The sequence below is a fragment of the uncultured Helicobacter sp. genome, assembly GCF_910577135.1.
In the GTDB taxonomy this organism is placed as follows: domain Bacteria; phylum Campylobacterota; class Campylobacteria; order Campylobacterales; family Helicobacteraceae; genus Helicobacter_C; species Helicobacter_C mastomyrinus.
Map to the genome: position 1 here is coordinate 1 of NZ_CAJTLL010000017.1, position 19796 is coordinate 19796.

The following is a 19796-nucleotide window of genomic DNA, read 5'->3' on the forward strand; positions in this document are numbered from 1 at the left end:
AGCATATTGAGTAGGGATTGGATAGATAAATGGATATTAAGATTCTATCGCCACACTTCCGACCATCATACTGATTTATTAAAAATTTGGCACAATTTATTAATACTTATTGGAATCTTTGGATTTCTAAGCGGTGCTCTCATCATAGGATTTAATAGATTGGCAGGAAACTATATTTTTTCTCCTCATAGTCTTTATGCATTTTATTGCCTACATATCAAACACATCTTACTCACAAGTCCATTATGTGCTATTATAGTTTTTAACTTATCGTTGGTGCTTATATTTGCTGGAATATTCCTTGCAGTAATGCTATACGATGTGAAAACAAAGAAGCTAAAATCTTTTGTAGTTTTACTTATTTTTGTTCTTCCTATGAATTGCTTTCACTCATTGTTGTTTCTACTTTTTGCAATATGTTTATCATTCTTGCATAGAACAATAGCTATTACTTTTTCATATATCATTACTTTAATGATTCTTGTTTCCTCACCAAAATATATTATTCCAGCCATTGGCATTTTCATAGATAAAAGAGCAATGTTTGACCCACTATCAGTAGTTGGCGCAATCTATACTATTTTATTTGGCATAATGCTTTATTCGTTGATTAAAACCGCTCGTAAAAATTCTATCGTGCCGCATTAACAAAACGTCACAGCAATTAAAATATATTTACCTTGCAAAAATATGATTATTCTTAATTTAATATAAAAAGAAAGAGCAATGAAGCCTATTACTATCAATGAATTTAATACCTATGCAAAAGATTGCAAAGAGAAACCACCGAATCTTTGGCAGTTTCTCACACATCTAAGCTTTAAGCACGATGGGCGAGTTACCTATCAAAATAATACACTCATTATCAATGTACCGCTTCATTTTACAAGAGAAAATCACCAAAGTAAGGATTTGCTCCACAAAGAATTCATCTTCAAAGATATGTGTTTTATGCAGGATATTATCATTAATAAAATTGATGATTTAGCCCTGCATATTGATAAAAATGTAAGTTTTAAAAAACTTTGCCTACAAAGTATTTATGAGGATACGACAAAAGGCACAATAAGCCACATATGGATACATCAAGATTTTCAATGCGAAGAGTTTATTATAATGAATTATAGCATTACTTCATTTATTGTATCCGCACATCATATTTATGGGAATCTCAATTTTATAGAATGTGAGTTTAAAACTTTTTACCCTTATCTTAGACAATCTCATACATTTAGCTTCTATGGAAACTTTATGTTTAAAGCCTGTCATTTCACACAAGAAGCCATTTTCACGCATTTTATTTTCCATAATCAAGTCGATTTCAAAGATTCTATATTTGAACGCCTAGCAGATTTTCGTGAAGCTATTTTTAAAACTCAAGCTTGTTTTCAAGGAGTAGTATTTGAAAAAGCAGCGTGTTTTTATGGCGTTAAGTTTGAAAAACCCCCAAACTTTTCTCAAGCTGCCTTTAATGGAAATTTGAATCTTGTGAATGCAAAAATTGATTGTGATTTTAAAACGCTTAAGACAGATTTAGAATCTGAATGCCAAACATCTCATACCACACACAAGATGTGGCATAAAATAAAAAATTGTATTTATTCTAAAACTTGTAATACCACTCCACAAAAGCAAAAAACGAGTATAAATTTAGAAAAATTAGCCAATACGGCAAATGATTTTCGCGATTCTTTTCGATTATGCAAAAATGCGTTGATTAAAGAAAATAACCTCCTAGACGCTTCACAATGGCACAAATTGGAGCTTTATTATAAAGAGATTGAACTGAGTGCAAAATCCCGGGTACCTAACACACCTGTCCAAAATGAAAAGGACATTAGAAGGAATACCTCCATTTTTCAATACCTTGTAGAATTTAAATTACTAGCCTTCTATCGCGTTTTAGCCGACCACCACACCGATACATTAAGGATAATCAACAATCTTATTTTGCTTATTGGACTTTATGCGCTCTTTTTATATATGACAACTGATTATTAAATACTAAAAATCTTTACACTGCCTAATGATGGAGCATATAATGTTCTTGTGGCGGAATATTTTAGCCATCTTGATGTATCCTTGAAACAATGACTTAAGATTATGTTGGTCACTATGATATTTCTTATAATAGCATTCAGTATTGCATATTCCGCTTGGATTTATCAGCATAAACTGAGTAAGCGGCACATAATCCTTACCCTGAAACTCTTTAGAGATGATATATTCACGCTATTTTTACCTGTGCTTTTTTATACTCTCTTTGTATTGTTGGCATATAGTTGCATCACTACATACGAATCATTTATTATATTTGCAAAAGCCTTCTGCTTTGTTGTATGTTACATCTTACTCTTGTCCTCAAATGTGGTTTTAAGAACTATCTCTCTTGTGCTGTGCTATTTAGCATTATGTCCTATTTTAGCCCAAAATATTGAGATACTCCACCCACTTCTTGGTAAGCTACTTAGCACAAATACAGGCTGCCTTAACAGCAACGATCAAGCATTTATAGCCCTTAGTTTTGTCTATACAATCCTTATGATACTCGTGCTTTTCTCCCTGCAAAAGACCGCGAGGAAAAATTCTATCGTGCCGCATTGAGTATATATTTCTTATCTATCAATTCCCCTCCATAGTGACATTTTAAAATATAAAATATACCTATGAGCAGCGCTACCCCTAGCCCAAAAGCCAACAGAGTGCTCTGAAAATATGATACCACTACAAAGCTTACTGCCGCACATAAGGCGGTAAGCGTGGTATAAGGAAGCTGTGTGATAAAATGGCTTTGCACAGAGCAGCCTGCACCGACTGCGGAGAGAATGGTAGTATCCGATATTGGTGAGCTATGATCTCCATATACCGCACCTGAGAGGATTGCAGATAGAGCTAAAAATACGCTTTGCTCCATTCCTGCCCCCTGCACTATCATCTCCATACCAATAGGCAGCATAATGGCAAATGTCCCCCAGCTCGTGCCTGTGCAGAATGCAATAAAAGCAGAGATAAAAAATAAAAACACCGGCATAAAAACTAAATACTCCTCATTTATCGTGCTTTTTGCCACACTCGCGAGATACACACCTGTTTGTATATGCTCCTTAATCACCGGACCAATCGCCCAAGCAAGGCTTAAAATCAATATCGCCCCAAACATACTTTTAGCCCCATACCAAAAAACCGCAGGATCATCCCTTGATTTAATAATGCCCAAAGTAAGAACCAATGTAACACAAAGCGCGAAAGCACCTCCACACACAAGCGATAATGGCGTATCTGTATGTGAAAGCATACTCATCAAGGCAAATTCCCCTCCTGCCTTATATCCACTATAAAAAATCATAAAGCAAATGCCCGCAATCAGCGCTAAAATAGGCACGATAAGATACACAATGGCATTTTTGTAATAAAAGGAGGAACGTCCTAGAGTACTTGAATCTTTTACATCAATATTCATATTATGCCGCATCACAGGGAGATTTATGCGCCAAAGAATCGTTAAGACAACTGCCAATAGTGCAAAAAAAGCATAAAAATTATTTGGAATGCTCTCTAGTAACATCATAAAAGGCTCATCAACACCCTGCTTGCTTAAAAGCCCGATATTATACGCACCCCAGCTTGAAAGAGGTACTAAAATGCAAATAGGAGCAGAAGTAGAATCTATGATATAAGCCAGACGCTCACGGCTTGAATGATAGCTATCATTGAGTGGGCGAGCAATTTGCCCAACAGTAAGTGCATTAAAGTAATCATCAATAAAAATGACAATCCCCGCAATAAATGCCAAAAATTCTGCACCTTTTGCAGAGGCAATATAGTTTCTCGCCCATTTGACAAATACACCAATCGCCCCACTATACAGAATAAGCTGAGTGATTACACCAAGGATAATAAGAAAGGCGAAGATAAATATCCCATCATAATTTATACCCTCATCATAAAACACACTCACAACTGCCCTGCAAACAAAGTCTAACGCCTCAATATTAAACCCATAGAGCATAATACCACTTAAGCAAATGCCCATAAAAAGCGATAGCACTACCTTTCGCGTGAGGATAACCATCACAACAACAAAAATAGGCACGACAAGACTTAGGCTTGAATGAGCAAATCCGTAATCCTCCACAATAGTCCTTAAGGTATAAGATATGAGGCTAAGAAGCATTGTAATCTTAATTGATATGGTGCCGAAGGTCGGACTCGAACCGACACAGGGTTGCCCCTACTAGATTTTGAGTCTAGCGCGTCTACCAGTTTCACCACTCCGGCTTATTAAAATTCACTATGGCTACGCTGTTGCACTTCGTGCCGCGTAGTCTTACTTCGCAGGAAGTAAATTCCTGCTTCGCGCCTAAAGTTTTAGCTTAACGCGCTTTGCGCTTTTCAAGCTAGTTTCTAAAGGCTTAGATTCACTATGGCTACACTGTTGCACTTTTGCCGTTGCACAATCTTTATGATACATCTCTTAAGGGTAAAATAGCGCTTTGGCTTCGTTTTGTCCTTAACAAATTGTATCAGGTGAATTTCTAAGGTTAGAATCTCTAATCTACGACAAAATTTTATAGAAAAATAAATGAAATTCTATAAAGAAGTATGGTGCGCTGAGCGAGACTTGAACTCGCACGGGTCGCCCCGCCACCCCCTCAAGATGGTGTGTCTACCAATTCCACCACCAGCGCAACTCCCCCTACAAAGAAGGGGAAAATGTATTATAAAACGCCAAAAGGATCTGCATAAATCGCAATAAGTGCTAACACTAATGTATAAATCACTTGCGCTTCAATCAACGCCAAAGCAATAAACATTGTTCCTAGCAACTTACCACTAATGCCGGGGTTTCTCGCTGTGCCTGAAATAGTCGCTGCAGCTGCGTGTCCCATACCAATAGCACCACCAAGCGCTGCAATCCCTAAGCCAATAACTGCTCCGGCTATTGAATATGCTTTAATCATATCAGCACCACTTACCTCTGCACCAAAGGCAAAGCCTAACATTCCTAAACATAAAAGAGCTAAAATTTTCATTTCGCACCTCGTTTTTTATCTCAAAGCCCGTTCGGATTCATTCCCCTACTTGACACTTTGGAAGCGACATTATGCCTAAGCTTTGATAAAACAAAGATTAAAGAATGCTTTTGCTTAGCCCGAGCTCCACCTTGCCCTTATTCTGCCCTAGAATCTCGCATTCTAGCTCGCTCACACCTTGCAAAATATCGCTTAATCGCTGTTGCCTATCCTGTGTAATCTTGCTAATATGCACTAGCCCATCGCCTCCACGTGGTAGCTCCACAAACACCCCAAAATCTGCAATTTTCTTAATCCTCCCCACAAATCGCTCTCCTGCCACATAGCTCTCCTGATCAACCCTTTCACTTCCACCACCCACAATCTCCATAATAAAGGCTTTTGCCGCCTTAAGTTTCTCCATATTATCTGCATTAATGCTTACCATACCACTCTCACGTGCTAAATCAATGCTTACTGAAAATCGTTCAATAATATCTTTTATCACCTTCCCACCCGCACCTATCACTTCTACAATCTTATGCGGAGGTATCATAAAGCTTTCACTTTTGGGTAAAATCGCCTCATTTAGCACAATCTTTGCCCTCGTAGATTCCATAATGCCTAAAATATGCTCCCGCGCCTCTTTTGCCTGATAGAGCGCTTGAGATAGAATCTCCTGTGTAATACCCCCTAGCTTAATATCCATCTGCATCGCACTTATACCCTTATATCCCCCAGCAACTTTAAAATCCATATCACCATCATGGTCTTCTAATCCGCTAATATCCGTTAAAATCGCATATCGCTCACCCTCTGTGACAAGCCCCATCGCCACCCCCGCAATGAGTGAATCTACCTCCACCCCACACGCACATAATGCCAATGAGCCGCCACACACACTTGCCATTGAGCTTGAGCCATTAGATTCTAGAATCTCTGATACCAACCGAATAGTCTTATCCTCACTCTTAATGCTAGATTCTAAAGCACGTCGGGCGAGATTGCCGTGTCCTAATTCTCTGCGCCCAGCAGAGCCTATCATTCCTGCTTCACCTACACTAAAATGTGGGAAATTGTAGTGAAACAAAAATCGCCGTTTGAGCGCACTCTTGCTCCCTAGCATTTCATAGCTTTGCATATCGCTTTCACTGCCTAGAGTTGCGCTCACAAGCGCTTGTGTCTGCCCCCGTGTGAAAAGCACACTTCCGTGCGCACAGGGCAAAATATTAGTCTCTATACTAATAGGGCGCACATCTTTAAGCCCCCTGCCATCAGGACGTTTGTGAGAATCTAAAATCATCTCTCGCACATATTGCTTTTTTGCCTTAAGGATATAATCTTGTGCCACTTCTAGCTCTAAATCACACTCTTGTGCCACTTGTGAGATAAGCGTGTGAATATGCTTTATGGATTCTGATTTTGCCATAGCAGAGAGAGCCTCGCTAATATGCGCTTCATAATTTCTAAAAATACGTGCATAAAGTTCTTCATCTAGCTTTCTTGCGTGAGATACTAGGGCAAAAGGAGGCTTTTTATGAGGCAAAAAATGCTGATGATATGTCTTTGTCGCCTTAACAATGTAGTTTTTAGCCAAAGTGATAGCATTTAAAAACTCGCTCTCCTCTAGCTCATTTGCGCCTTTTTGAGTGCGGATAGACTTCATCTCAATCATCAAAAGCTCATCGCCCCGCCCAGATATGAATAAATCTAGCTCACTCTCTTTATATTGCTCCATTGTAGGATTTAGCACAAAAGTGCCATTTATGCGTCCTAAACGCACTCCACACACTGCATTATCACGCAATGATTCTAAAGGCAAATCCGCCACATAGAGCGCACACGCAGCAGCATTAAGAGCATTTACTTGCAAATCACTCATTCCATCATAGCTAAGCACCATCACCACAATAGATGTATTATGCGCATATCCCTTTGGGAAAAGTGGGCGCAGTGTGCGGTCAATAAGCCTTGAAGTGAGAATCTCAAACTCACTTGGTTTCCCCTCACGTTTGACAAATCCAGCAGGAAACTTAGCCTTAGCATAGGATTTTTCAATATACTGCACACTCAAAGGCACGAAATCCCCCTCAATTACTTCATTCTCTTGTGTGCAAACACTCGCTAAAAGCACACTCCCCCCACTTTGGTATAAAATCCCTCCATTTGCCGCCTTTGCGACATAATCAAAGCTATATCGCTCCTTTAGATTCTCTAATGCAATATCAATATGCGTCATTATGTGTCCTTTGTGATAGTGTTTTTGCTTAAAATATCTTCAAATGCCTCATCGCTAAGAGGCGGGAGATTGGGAAAATAATGTGTCGTTGATACATAATTTTCTACAGGATAAGGGCAGCATACCTCATCGCAAATCTCGCACAAAAGCGTATAAATCTCCTTTGGCATTACAGGTGCAATAGCATATAAATTCTTTGCCTCCATATTCATACAGGTTTTAATCGCCACCCCCATACGGAAGCCCGTCTCAATACCCATATCAAAGAGCAGCACATCTTTGCCTTTTAATGAGCTTAGTCCCTCGCCCTTGCGCAATTGATAACGTGCAGGCAAAATGGCTTCTTCATATTGCCGCTGCGCCTCACCATAGACATAATCTAAGCTAATATTAAAAGCGCTCACTAGCTCTTCGTTTATCACAATCTCCATATCCTCGCTTACCACAGCAATAGAACATTCGGGATTGTGCGGAGCGGGAATCATTTGTGTAAAAAGAAATTCCATAGGCACTTTAAGCATTTGGGCAAGAGTATGTGCATAGACTACACCATCGCGACCAATGGCTACAAGCACGGCATTTTGCAATGGAAGATTCTTAATACTTATTGAATCAAAAAGTGCTCTAATAGAATCTTGTGCATCTTCAAATATAATCTGCTGCAATGTTATCCTTTATTCTTTGAATCTATATGTCAAGCCAGTATCTGCTAAAGGAACGAAACGAAACTCGATTTTTACATACTGATTGGTAATAGGCGTGATGTTATTATCCGCTGTAAGTGTAGGACGCACATCTTGGGCAAACTTTAATCCTATACCAAAACATCGAATGTCTTTAGAGATTGTAACATACCAATCCTTTAAATACCCTACACCCACATCATAGCCTATATTCGCATTCAAACGAAACAATCCAAAATCATAGCCCAAAGATCCACGAGCAAAGCCCGTATTGCCCGAAGAGTATAGACCGGAAGAGAGATAGAGTGGATCAAGCTTAAAATAATATGTAAGACTAGAATCTAGCCCCCACTTGCTAAATGAAGCATTAAGCGATGTTTCACTAATACTTTTGCGAGCATAGGAGTAAAATAATGAAGCGCTAAGGTTTAAGCCCGAAAGAGGAGAGAATCCTAGTTCATTGCGCAATGTTTGGGATTGACTTAAAAAGCTATCTTGCAAAAAAAGTCGCTGATACATACGCCAATAAAATAATTCCTTGCCATTTTTGCCATAAAAATATTGTGAGAGCTTCAAATCCACTTTATGCTTATTTTTCACCACATCGACAATATCACTCGGATTCCAATACATAGCCAAAATATTAGAATCTATATCTTGTGTAACCAAGGCATTATACGCCTCATATCTATCATCAGCGATTGCATCTGAAGTATATTTATACAATGCCCCGCTAAAGATGGCTTCAAGATGTAAGGAGTGAAAGAAATGCTTATAGGGACGGGCTAAATCGGAGTTTAACGAGATATTATAGCTGCCTACCGCATAATTAATAGCATTATCCAAAGCTACATTTTGTGAATCTACCAACCCTTGTGCGTTTTGAAGCAAAACAGAAGTCCCATACATATCGACATTTGCCCCTACACTGATATAATCATTAAACAAAGGCAAAACCACGCCTATGGGCAAAGACATCGTATTTTGCCAATATCCATAGCCAGAGGGACGAGTGATATGTTTGCTTTGAAAATCAAAAGTATAAAGGAGATTCTTAAAAAAAAGTGAATCTGTGTAGTAATGATAATGCACTTGAGGCAGGACTTGAAAAGTATCCTTATTGCTCACTTTAGACAAATCTAAGTAATATTTCAAATATGTGCCAAAGTAATGTTTGCTGCTATTGAGATAATAATTCACACGGGATTCATAAAGCCGTGTGTTAAATGAAGCATTAAGACTTTTTAAACGCATATATTCAAGGTCGTTCATATAGGTAATATCTGCATAGAATCCATCATTTACATACTGATTATTCTCACCCGTAATGACATTTTGCGTTTGGTAATTAAAAGTGCCTCCATAGATGTCTTGATTTTTGAGATTATTAAGCAGCATATATTCATCATTGTTTTGAAAATACCGCATTTGAAAGGTTGCTATACTATTATCGCTATCGGCAAAGCGAAATTCTACTGCCGCTCCCGCACCCCGCTCTGTGCGTATTTGCGGAGAAAGTGTCATATCCCAGGGATTAAAAGGCGCGATAAACAAAGGTTGTGAATACATAAAGCCCTGCTTATTGCTATAAGACATCTCTGGAGAGAGCAAACCACTCTTACGGACATTGCCCGTGGGAGCGACAAAATAAGGGAGGTAAAATATCGGCACAGCCCCAATATAAAATCGTGGATTCCACACGCTCATATATCCCTTTTGTGTATTATACGTGCCAGAGCTTACATTCAAATGCCAAAGCGGATATACAACATCACAGCCTGAAATCACGCCACGTTTAAAGCTATATACTCCATCTTGCCCTTGAGAATCCTTTGCCATCACCCATATACCCATCGTGCTTTGCAGATAGATATTTTCTACTTTTACCTGCTTAGTCTGCATATCTATATCAGCTTGTTCTACATCAAGATACAAAATATCGCCTTGATAAATCTTCGCGCCCCCTCGCAAATACACATACTTAGTTTGCTTATTATAAATAATCTTATGGGCTACCATATACACATCGCCATAGAGCAAAAACGCATTGCCCTCTGCTATGACCTCCTCATCTTTTGCACTCACATTATCAGCGGATAAATCAAATATAGAATCTGCCTTTTGCTCTGCATTCATAGATAGAAATAGCAGCGCCCACACACACAATAAACGAACAAAAGATAATGTTTTCAATACGCAATTACCAATGTCTTTGCTAATCTATCGTGCAATGTGCGCGATAGGCTATCGCCAAAGCCAAACACATACGTAATAAATAGCAAACTCTCCCCTATATATTTACCACACGCACGAAGCAGGGCATATAAAAATGATGGTTTATCAAATAAATCTACGCTTACCACACGCATTTTGCATAAAATCTTACCAATACTGCTTCCATAATACCATACAAACAATGTATCATAGGAGATTTTGAGAATCCACACTTGCCACGAAAACTTAAGGGCAAACGCTCTTAAGTTTTCATAGTCCATATTACCCTGTATATCGCTCATTTGAGAGAGTGCATCTAGGTGGATAAGCGTAAAGATAAAAGAGAGTAAAAATACATCAATAAACCACGCCAAAGAGCGTAATCCCTTATCAGCAAGCCGCAAATTCTCCCTTTCTAAATCCGCTAGAATCTTCTCATCATTCATTATTGTAACGCCCTATATGCAATATCATCGCGGAAATGCATACCCGCAAAGGACACAGATTCTAGAATCTTATAGGCATTATCCCGTGCGAGTTTCAAGCTTGGGGCAATCCCCACTGCCAGTAGCACTCGCCCACCACTTGCTAAGAGCTGTCCTCTCTCATCGCAGCTTACCCCCGCATATACAATATGCCCAAGATTCCTATCAAAGTCTTTTATGGTAATAGGCACACTCGGACTTGATTTATATGGATAATCCTTTGATGAAACTACCACCGCCACAGCAAAGCCCTCCTTAAAACGCACTTGCAATGCTTTGAGTGTGCCTTTAGCACTATGTATGAGTATATCAAGCAGTGGCGTTTGCAAAAGAGGCATTAGCACTTCGCATTCAGGGTCGCCAAAACGCACATTAAACTCTAGTAAATACGGCTCTAGCACATTTTGCTCATCCACCACCATAATACCAGCAAATAGCACTCCTACAAAAGGTGTGCCTTGCTCTCGCATAGCCTTTAAGGTAGGCGCGATGATCTTTCTTTGAATCTTTGCTAAAAGCTTTTCATCACATAAAGGTGTGGGTGTATAAGCTCCCATACCCCCTGTATTTGGTCCTTCATCGCCACTTAAAAGCCGCTTATGATCTTGACAGGGCTGAAGTAAGATAAAGTCCTCCCCATCACAAACAACAAAGACAGAGAGTTCAAATCCATCTAAATATTCCTCTACAACAACGCATTTTCCCGCATCGCCAAAGGATATCCCAGAGAGCATATCTTGGGCTACATTTTTTGCCTCATTGGCACTTTGAGCGATAATCACGCCCTTCCCTGCGCATAGCCCATCGGCTTTGACAACAATAGGCGACTTAAGCGTATCGATAAAAGCATTTATGGCATTTATATCGCTTGATTGTATATAACGTGCCGTAGGGATACCCGCTTGTGAAACAAAATCTTTCATATATGCCTTGCTTAGCTCTAGTCTTGCTGCAGCTTTTGAAGGCGCAAAGGTTAGAATATGATGTGCGCGTAAATCATCGCTTAAGCCCTCTCCTAGAGGCGCTTCAGGTCCTATAACTACAAATGTGATATGATATTTTGCAACAGATTCTATAATATCTTGTGAAGTACTATAAGGGAGATTAGTGCCTAATTGAGATGTCGCGCCATTACCTGGGGCAAAATATAACTCCTCTACCCTACTATCTTGCTTTAATGCCAATCCTATGGCATATTCTCGCCCCCCATTGCCAACAATCAATATACGCTCTTGCATTATAATCCTTTAGAATCTTATTTAATCAATATGTAGCATTGTGATAGAAACCCCCAAATGAGCGTTACCTCAAATGTGCGTAGCCTAAAAAAGCCACAAACAGAGCCAAGAGAACTCATCAGGCGGCAAATCCTCACCTTCCTAGAAAGCTCAAGCAGAAACACCGACACACAGAAATCACTACGATTAGCTCAAAAATCTTTCAGTAACAGACTAGCGATGTATAAGGAAAGGCGCGTCATTCAGGTTAATCTATTATAACAAAGGAGATTTAATATTAGCTATGCTATTACCTTGTGTCTCATCTCAAATATATTATGTATAAAATATACAAAAAAATATAATTACAATATGTAATCTAATAAATTTGTAGAAAAGTAACATTTGCACTCCTTTTCACATATTTTTAATAATTACATATTGTAATCTTAATTTTATGTGATACTATACGCATAAAATTTAACACAAAGGATAAGAGTATGGCAAATTTACCTCACAATCAGTTTTTGCAAGATACCCTTGCGCTTCACGCGGGTTATACTTATGATTCCCAACGAACCATCAGTGTGCCTATCTATCAAAATACTGCTTATAGTTTTGAATCTTTGCAGCAAGCCGCGGCACGATTTGGATTGCAGGAGCTAGGCAATATCTACACACGACTTACTAATCCTACTACTGATGTGTTAGGAGCTAGACTTGCCGCAGTGGAGGGCGGGGCATTTGGTGTGCCTACTTCAAGTGGGAGTGCAGCGATTTTTTATGCGATTGCAAATTGTGCGCAAAATGGGGACACTATCCTCTATGCAAATAAAATTTATGGCGGCACACAAACGCTTTTCGTGCATACCTTGAAGCGATTTGGCATAGAGGCGTGTGTGTTTGATATTGATGATATAGAGGGCAGTTTGGAAAAGCTCATAGATTCTCGCACAAAGGCAATTTTCTTTGAATCTTTGTCAAATCCACAAATATCCATTGCCGATACGGAAGCTATCACACGCATTGCTAAAAAGCACAAAATTATTAGCATTTGCGATAACACTGTAGCTACCGCATTTTTACACAAGCCATTTGACTATGGCGTGGATATTAGCGTATATAGCTTGAGTAAATATGTGAATGGGCAGGGCAGCGCCTTAGGCGGAGCAATTATAGAGCGCAATGGGTTAAATGAGTTGATTAAAGACAATCCGCGCTATCCTGCATTCAATACTCCCGATGAGAGCTATCACGGCTTGGTGTATGCGAGTCTGCCCCTACCGATATTTAGCATTCGTGTCATTACTGAATGGCTAAGAAATATCGGTGCCACACTCTCTCCGCATTCAGCTTGGATTTTATTACAGGGCTTGGAGACGCTTGAACTTCGCATTAAAAAACATAGTCAAAATGCCCTGCAAATCGCACATTTTTTAGAATCTCATTCAAAAGTTAAGAGTGTGTCCTATCCGGGATTGCCCTCAAATGAATATCATTCTTTGCTTAAGAAATATTATACAGATGGCTTATCAAGCGGACTTTTAAGCTTTGAAGCAGAAAGCCATCAACACGCGCAAAAAATTTGCAATAGCACGGAAATTTTCGCAATGGTGGTGAATATCGGCGATAGCAAATCGCTCATCATTCACCCTGCCTCCACGACACATTCACAATTAAGCGAAAAAGAATTAGAATCTGCTGGTATCACACCTTGCACGATACGTTTAAGCATAGGCTTAGAGAATCCACAGGATTTGATTGCTGATTTGAAAAAAGCCATTGAATCTTAGAATTTATTAAAATGATAAAAGGAGTAAAAATGAAAAAGATAATTACAGGTTTAGTATTTGTAGTAGGGACGTTGCTTGTGGGCTATGGAGATTCTGTGCAAGATTCACAAGCGAGTGATAAAGGGCAAGAATCTACCTTGCTTGAGGCTTTGCAAATCTTACAAAAGGGCAAGTGGATTGATTTAACCCATAGTGTAACGCCAGAGATTCCGCGATTTGGGGCATTCCCTGCTTTAGAGATAGAGACGCCTTATACGGTGGCAAAAGATGGATTTTTTGTTAATAAAATAAGCTTTGTAACGCAGTATGGCACGCATATTGATGTGCCTATACACTTTGTAGATGGCAAACGCACTTTAGAGCAAATCGAGCTAAAAGAGCTGATTTTACCCTTAGTGGTGATTAATAAAGAAAAAGAAGTGGAGGCAAATCCTCAATTTATCTTAAGCGCACAAGATGTGCTTGATTGGGAGGCGCAATATGGGCGCATACCTCAAGGGAGCTTTGTCGCCTTTGCGAGTGGCTGGGGTAAGCGATTTGGCAAGAGTGATTTTAGCAATAAAGACGCAGCGGGTAATCCCCAAACGCCCGGCTGGAGCATAGAGGCATTGGACCTAGTACTTAATCAAAGGGGAGCTACTGCCATAGGGCACGAGACATTTGATACTGATGGTAGCGCTGATGTCGCAAAGAATGGCTTTTTTGAAAGCGAGAAATTTGTATTAGCCCAAGATAAATTTCAATTAGAAATTTTAAATAATCTTACACTTTTACCACCAAAAGGCGGTATTATTGTCATTGGTGTGCCAAAATTTGAGGGCTTCCCGGGATTCCCTGTGAGAGCTTTTGCGATTGTGCCAGATTGACTTAAAGGATAATTATGCCGGTAGTGATTCCCGAAGATATACCCGCTTATACGTTTTTACAACAAAATGCTTTTGTGATGGGGGCTAATCGCGCTCAACATCAAGACATTCGGGCGTTAGAGGTGCTTATCATTAACCTTATGCCTATGAAAATAGAGACGGAGAATCAGATTCTCTCTCTCCTTGCTAATTCCCCCCTGCAGGTTAATATTACCTTGCTTTCAACGGCAAGTTATGTAGGCACAAACACCGCTAAAAGTCATTTGGATAGATTCTATGTGAATTTTAGCGATATTGAGGGGCGCAATTTTGATGGAGCGATTGTAACGGGTGCGCCTGTGGAGCATTTAGCTTTTGATGAAGTGGCGTATTGGCAGGAGTTATCGCATATTATGGCGTATTTGAAAGCCCATTGCACAAGCACATTATATTTATGCTGGGGCGCAATGGCAGGGTTATACTATTTTCACAAGATTCCTAAAATCGCCCTACCCGCCAAGACCTTTGGAGTCTTTGAGCATAGCATTATCGCGCAAGATAGTTTGCTCACAGGTATTGATGAAATTGTCAAAATGCCTCACTCTAGGCATTCAGGCATTGATGAGATGAAAGCAAAGCATTCGGGCTTGAAGATTCTGCTTGAGGGGGAGCTAAGCGGCATTAGTGTGCTAAAAGATGAAAAAGATTATTTTATCCTCGCTCACCCTGAATACGCCAAAGACACGCTTTTATTAGAGTATGAGCGCGATAAGCAAAAGGGCTTAGCCATACAAAAGCCCATTAACTACTTTGATCAAGCAGAAAAGCCAATTCTATCGTGGAAATCAAGTGCGAGTGTGATGTTTGCAAATTGGCTAAACTTTTCAGTCTATCAAAACACGCCCTTTGTGCTATGAGGGCTTACTCGCTTCTACATACAATGTCTCATACTCTCTTTCTTTAAGGTCAAAAATAAGATTTTTATCACGTCCGTTTCCAAATTGCGAGAGGGCAATATCCACAAATCCTATCCGTTCACATTCATAATATAAGCGCTCATAGTCCCATACGCTTAAGTGGAGATACTCTTGCGTGAGTTTTCTAATATGCTCACTCGCATAAGCTTTTGTGCTGTCATTTTGCTTGTCTTTTAAATACTCTTGGATACGGAAACCTAAATCCGGCACGCTTAAACGCAAGGTGCCATTTGGCTTTAAGATTCTATATATCTCTTTCAGCAATGCACGTGCATCATCAATATAAAAATGCTCTAAAACATGCTCTGTAAATACGCCATCAAATACATCATTGGGGCATTTGAAAGGATAGCGCATATCAAGCTGCCATTGAGGCTTGGGGGTGGAGTAGTTTTTGTAAGGTTTTAGGTGAGAGAAAAAATCAGCATTGATGATATTATGCCCCCCCCCCCGCAGCTTCATTGCTAATCACATTTCCTCCGCAGCCAAGATTGAGATAATTTTTGCCATTTGTGAAGTGAGATTTGCGTGATTGTAAAAATATCCGCCCATAGAGACTGATAAGCTCAAATTTGAGTATACCTTTTAAAGTAAATTTGTATTCTTGCGTTGGTTGTTGCATATTTGCTCCTTGTGTGGTTTATTGGCTTTTTGCAGGGCTGTAAAATGCGATTGTAGCATAGCCAATGACTTCAGGCACAAAGCGGGATTTTATATTGCGTGAAGCAAGACCTTTACAGAGTTTTTTAAGTCTCAATAGCAAAGGCATAATAATTAGTCTAACTTCTAAAGCCCATACTTTTTGTGCTATCAAAGTTGCTGCTCATTTCGGCTTTGATATGGGTTATAAAATCTGCTTGTGTGAAAATGGGCTTAGTTTTTGTGGCGACCTTATAGGCGGTGTTTTTAACCACAAGCGCAATCTGCCCTCCGCTTAAATCATACTCGCAAAGTGCTTTTGCAAGGCTTTCTCTTGTAGCTTCTCCAAAGGGCGCATTATGCGGCAAATATTTGAGCCATAGCTCCTCTCTTTGCACCTTGTTTGGGCGTTTAAATTCAATCTTATGGTCAAATCGTCTTGAAAAAGCACTATCGACATTTTCGAGCAGATTCGTTGTAGCAATCAAAATCCCCTCAAATCGCTCAATCTGCTCTAAAAAAATATTTTGCATTTGATTGTGCATTTTATCCGCGCTATTGCCACTGCTCCCGCGAGTGCTAAGAAATTGGTCAGCCTCATCAAGCAGCAGTAGGGGTTCGTTTTTGATTTTCTTACAAATCTCCTTATAACTATCAAAGATTTTGCGCACATTTTTTTCGGATTCCCCCACATACATAGAGAGAATCTTGGAGCAATCAAAGCTTAGAATCTGCTTTTTAAGGCTCTTAGCTAATGCAAGAGCGGTAATAGTTTTCCCCGTGCCGGGCGCACCATAGAGCAAAATTTTGCTACTAATGCCCTTTTTCTTATCCTTTATCCCCCAGAGCTTGAGTAACTGCACCACATTGCTATTCATTTGTGCAAGGATATTGCTTAGAATCTCCCGTGCATTACCATCTAGCACAATATCTTTCATATCATATTTTGGCTCTAAAAGTTCGAAAATCTCGTATTCTTTGATGATGGAATCAAGATTAATTCTCACACGCTTTTTCTTTTTATTAGGGTGGATAATACCCTGCAGGATACTCTCAGAGATAAAAAACTGCCGTGAAATACCCCCAAAGGGATTAAGTATCTCATCATAGTCTATCAAGCCCTTTTGCACGAGGGTAGAGTTTTCATCAAGCAAGGAGCGATGCTTGATTTTATCATACTCATCAAGGCTAATGAGTTCTAATAGGGCGTTCATATCGCGCAGATTCTCATCACTGCTGGAATACTCCTCTTTCAAAAGGGCAAAAAAGATAATCTGCTCCTTTTGGTCAAGATGATGTTCCTTGATAAGCTTTAAAATCCCAATTTTCTTATGTGTGAGCTTCAAACGCGCCTGTATCGTATCCTCTAAAAGCTTTAAGCGATAGTTTGCGCGAGAGAGTGAGGGAGAATCAAGCTTTTGTGAAAATTTGAGATTGCTTATTTTATGAAGTAAGTCAATATGGCTAAATTGGTCTTTGAGGTATTCTAAATGGTCTTCATAAGCCGTAATTTCAGGCAAATCGACATTGAGTGTGCCATCTTCAAGGAGCTTTAAAAATGTGTGAGAGAGACAAATGCTGTCATTATAGAGTTCAAGCAGTGCAATATCAGTGAGTTTAGGCTGTAATAAAAATGTGCTTTGATTCACCCAGCCTAGCTCGATGAGATTGCGTATATGTGGCAAATAGGCAAGATACTGCCCCTTGATAGATTTACCCTTATAAGGAAAAGTCTTTGCCAAAAGTGTATGCACGACAAAGTCATTTTCGCCATACATCAGGGATTCTGCCATCGTTTGTAAAATCCTCCCCTCATTTTCATCACATTTGAGCAAATGAAACAATTTATTTTTTGCTAAATCCTTACAGGCAATAAACTCTAAGTAATGCTTCATCATTTTTCCTCAATATAACTACCTGCTGTATGAGCCACCGCCCCATACTCGCTCATTTGAAGCTCTATCTTGCGCTCACATTTTTCAATCGTGCTAAGACGATGCGCGATAATAAGCAGGGTTTTATTACTTGCTACATCATAGATTTGCTCCATAATATTAGATTCTGTTTGATTATCCAAGGCTGAAGTAGCCTCATCAAGCACGAGAATCTCAGGGTCATCATAAATAGCCCTTGCAATCCCGATGCGCTGCTTCTGCCCTCCACTAAGCAAAATCCCACCCTCACCTACGCGCGTATAAATGCCATTATGTTGCTCTAGGAAGTCTAAAATCTGTGCCTTTTTACACGCAAGCTTGACTTTCTCCTTATCCATTGCGCTACCAAAGGCGACATTTTCTGCCACAGAGCCATCAAAGAGATAGATTTGCTGCGGGATATAGCCTATTTTTTTACGCCACGCTCTAAGATTGGTATTAGTAATTGGCACATTATCCACTAGCACCTGCCCACTTTGAGGCTTATAGATTCCAATGATAATATCTACCAATGTGCTTTTACCCGAGCCACTCTCCCCCACAAAAGCCACTTTCTCACCCTTTTTAATAGTGAGGGAAAAATCTTGTAAAATAGGCTTATCCTCCACATAGGCAAAGTTAATGTTTTTTAGCACGATAGAATCATTAAACGCACAAGGCGTATTGTCCTCATATTCTGTATGAAAGATAAGATTCTCATACACACTTTTGAGTGAATAGCTGCAATAGCTCATCGTATTGATGTTATTTAGGATTCTTGTGAGTGAAGGGAGGATTCTATAAAGAGCGAGGGCATACATAGAAATGATAGGAATCACCGCGCTTGCATCTTCATATTTAAAGAGAATATACGCCACACAAGCAATCAAAACGCTAAAGCCAATGGTTTCTAAAATAATGCGCGGCATTGGGATAAGTGTTTGATGTATGATGGTTGCGTTTGTGCGCTCATTTGAGATATGGTTAAAGGCATTATAAACTTCTTTTTGATTGCCTTTGAGTTTGATAAACTTAAAGTTCCCAAAGGTTTTAGTGATGATTTCATTAATTTTCGTGCTAAGTTTTACATCTATCTCCCCTTTGTCTTTAATGGTTTTTGAGAGAAATTTAATAATCAGGGCAACTTGCACACCTAGCAAAAATGTAAGTGCTAAAGTCATTTTCCAACTCACCGCCAATAAAAGCGCATACATTAGCCCAATGGTAAATATCTCTGCGCTTATTTGCAAAAGATTCTGCAGATAAACTGAAGTGTTTTGCGCCTCTGTAACGATATTTTGCCGTATCCTATCTGTATTCTTACTCGTAAAATCAAGATAATTTAGCTCCACACTTTTGCAAAAAAGCCGATAGGCAAAAAAATGAAATTTTCCAAAGGCAAAACGAGCTAAAGCATAATTATAAAAGGCATTATAGAGCGCACGAAAAATATAAAAGGCAATGAGGGCGAGGCTAAAAGCATACATAAAATATGTCGTGCTAGGCATATTGAGCTTTTCATAAATCCAAGTAGAAGCCCAATGTGAAAAAATCATTTGTGGATTACTTGCAAAGGTAATAAAAGGCATAATCACGCTAATGCCTAATGTCTCAATACACGAAAGCAGGATAGTCGCAAAAAAAAGCAGTATCAAAATCCCCTTATCACGTCTAGTCGTAAGAGAGCGTAAAATCATAAAATTGCTAGGCAGGGGAGCTTTGTCCGTCATAGAAATCCTTATAGTGTGCTACCCTTAATTATAGCATAGCTTTTTTACT

The 19796-nt window shown here is 39.4% G+C and carries 17 protein-coding genes, 2 tRNA genes and 1 pseudogene; 6 read left to right on the forward strand and 14 right to left on the reverse strand.

The genetic code is table 11. The features are described 5' to 3' along the window. From QZ289_RS08565 to QZ289_RS08575, 3 genes and pseudogenes are all read left to right on the forward strand, one after another. Positions 1-648: pseudogene (locus QZ289_RS08565) on the forward strand (hypothetical protein); the annotation flags it as partial. 78 nt (positions 649-726) lie between these two features. After that, on the forward strand, positions 727-2001 hold the full coding sequence (locus QZ289_RS08570) for a pentapeptide repeat-containing protein (protein WP_295701624.1): 1275 nt from the start codon (positions 727-729) through the stop codon (positions 1999-2001). A gap of 390 nt (positions 2002-2391) precedes the next feature. Beyond that, positions 2392-2604 carry a hypothetical protein gene (locus tag QZ289_RS08575; RefSeq protein WP_295701626.1) on the forward strand — a complete coding sequence of 71 codons (213 nt, stop codon included), beginning with the start codon at positions 2392-2394 and terminating at the stop codon, positions 2602-2604. On the opposite strand, the gene QZ289_RS08580 is transcribed toward QZ289_RS08575, so the two are convergent. From QZ289_RS08580 to purD, 9 genes are all read right to left on the reverse strand, one after another. After that, complete coding sequence (locus QZ289_RS08580; protein WP_295701681.1) at positions 2588-4072, reverse strand: Na+/H+ antiporter NhaC family protein; 1485 nt, start codon at positions 4070-4072, stop codon at positions 2588-2590. The two genes, QZ289_RS08575 and QZ289_RS08580, sit on opposite strands and share 17 nt — an antisense overlap. 119 nt (positions 4073-4191) lie before the next feature. Beyond that, positions 4192-4278 (reverse strand) — tRNA-Leu (locus QZ289_RS08585). 325 nt (positions 4279-4603) lie between these two features. Beyond that, positions 4604-4688: transfer RNA gene (locus tag QZ289_RS08590), tRNA-Leu, on the reverse strand. 30 nt (positions 4689-4718) lie between these two features. Then, positions 4719-5033 carry a F0F1 ATP synthase subunit C gene (locus QZ289_RS08595; RefSeq protein WP_295701628.1) on the reverse strand — a complete coding sequence of 105 codons (315 nt, stop codon included), beginning with the start codon at positions 5031-5033 and terminating at the stop codon, positions 4719-4721. A gap of 97 nt (positions 5034-5130) precedes the next feature. Continuing rightward, positions 5131-7251, reverse strand: a complete 2121-nt coding sequence (locus QZ289_RS08600) for a polyribonucleotide nucleotidyltransferase (protein ID WP_295701630.1) — start codon at positions 7249-7251, stop codon at positions 5131-5133. After that, positions 7251-7916, reverse strand: a complete 666-nt coding sequence (locus tag QZ289_RS08605; RefSeq protein ID WP_295701632.1) for a phosphoribosyltransferase — start codon at positions 7914-7916, stop codon at positions 7251-7253. Before QZ289_RS08605 ends, QZ289_RS08600 begins: the two co-directional genes overlap by 1 nt. Before the next feature lie 9 nt (positions 7917-7925). Further along, the gene (locus QZ289_RS08610) at positions 7926-10127 is read right to left on the reverse strand and encodes an LPS assembly protein LptD (protein ID WP_295701634.1); all 2202 of its coding nucleotides are present in this window, start codon (positions 10125-10127) and stop codon (positions 7926-7928) included. Next, positions 10124-10594 (reverse strand): RDD family protein, encoded by a 471-nt coding sequence (locus QZ289_RS08615; RefSeq protein ID WP_295701636.1) that lies wholly within the window; start codon positions 10592-10594, stop codon positions 10124-10126. The genes QZ289_RS08610 and QZ289_RS08615 overlap by 4 nt, the downstream gene beginning before the upstream one ends. Further along, positions 10594-11871: a phosphoribosylamine--glycine ligase gene (gene purD / locus QZ289_RS08620; protein ID WP_295701638.1), complete on the reverse strand. Its 1278-nt coding sequence runs from the start codon at positions 11869-11871 to the stop codon at positions 10594-10596. The genes QZ289_RS08615 and purD overlap by 1 nt, the downstream gene beginning before the upstream one ends. 479 nt (positions 11872-12350) lie before the next feature. Here purD and QZ289_RS08625 point away from each other — a divergent pair, with 479 nt between their 5' ends. Genes QZ289_RS08625 through metA form a run of 3 tightly spaced genes read left to right on the forward strand, consistent with a single transcriptional unit; the run spans position 12351 to position 15405 of the window. Then, positions 12351-13643, forward strand: a complete 1293-nt coding sequence (locus QZ289_RS08625) for an aminotransferase class I/II-fold pyridoxal phosphate-dependent enzyme (protein ID WP_295701641.1) — start codon at positions 12351-12353, stop codon at positions 13641-13643. A gap of 29 nt (positions 13644-13672) precedes the next feature. Then, complete coding sequence (locus QZ289_RS08630; protein ID WP_295701643.1) at positions 13673-14509, forward strand: cyclase family protein; 837 nt, start codon at positions 13673-13675, stop codon at positions 14507-14509. A gap of 14 nt (positions 14510-14523) precedes the next feature. Beyond that, complete coding sequence (gene metA / locus QZ289_RS08635) at positions 14524-15405, forward strand: homoserine O-succinyltransferase (protein WP_295701645.1); 882 nt, start codon at positions 14524-14526, stop codon at positions 15403-15405. Here the strand turns inward: metA and QZ289_RS08640 are convergent. The 5 genes from QZ289_RS08640 to QZ289_RS08660 are packed head-to-tail and all read right to left on the reverse strand — an operon-like array spanning position 15400 to position 19747. Further along, a complete protein-coding gene (locus QZ289_RS08640) occupies positions 15400-15927 on the reverse strand; it encodes a methyltransferase domain-containing protein (RefSeq protein WP_295701647.1) in 528 nt (175 codons plus the stop codon). The two genes, metA and QZ289_RS08640, sit on opposite strands and share 6 nt — an antisense overlap. After that, a complete protein-coding gene (locus tag QZ289_RS08645; RefSeq protein ID WP_295701650.1) occupies positions 15902-16087 on the reverse strand; it encodes a hypothetical protein in 186 nt (61 codons plus the stop codon). The genes QZ289_RS08640 and QZ289_RS08645 overlap by 26 nt, the downstream gene beginning before the upstream one ends. Before the next feature lie 18 nt (positions 16088-16105). Further along, positions 16106-16279 carry a hypothetical protein gene (locus QZ289_RS08650; protein ID WP_295701652.1) on the reverse strand — a complete coding sequence of 58 codons (174 nt, stop codon included), beginning with the start codon at positions 16277-16279 and terminating at the stop codon, positions 16106-16108. After that, on the reverse strand, positions 16245-17999 hold the full coding sequence (locus QZ289_RS08655) for an ATP-binding protein (RefSeq protein WP_295701654.1): 1755 nt from the start codon (positions 17997-17999) through the stop codon (positions 16245-16247). Before QZ289_RS08655 ends, QZ289_RS08650 begins: the two co-directional genes overlap by 35 nt. Continuing rightward, positions 17999-19747, reverse strand: coding sequence for an ABC transporter ATP-binding protein (locus QZ289_RS08660; RefSeq protein WP_295701656.1), 1749 nt, complete (start codon positions 19745-19747; stop codon positions 17999-18001). Before QZ289_RS08660 ends, QZ289_RS08655 begins: the two co-directional genes overlap by 1 nt. Positions 19748-19796 lie beyond the last annotated feature (49 nt).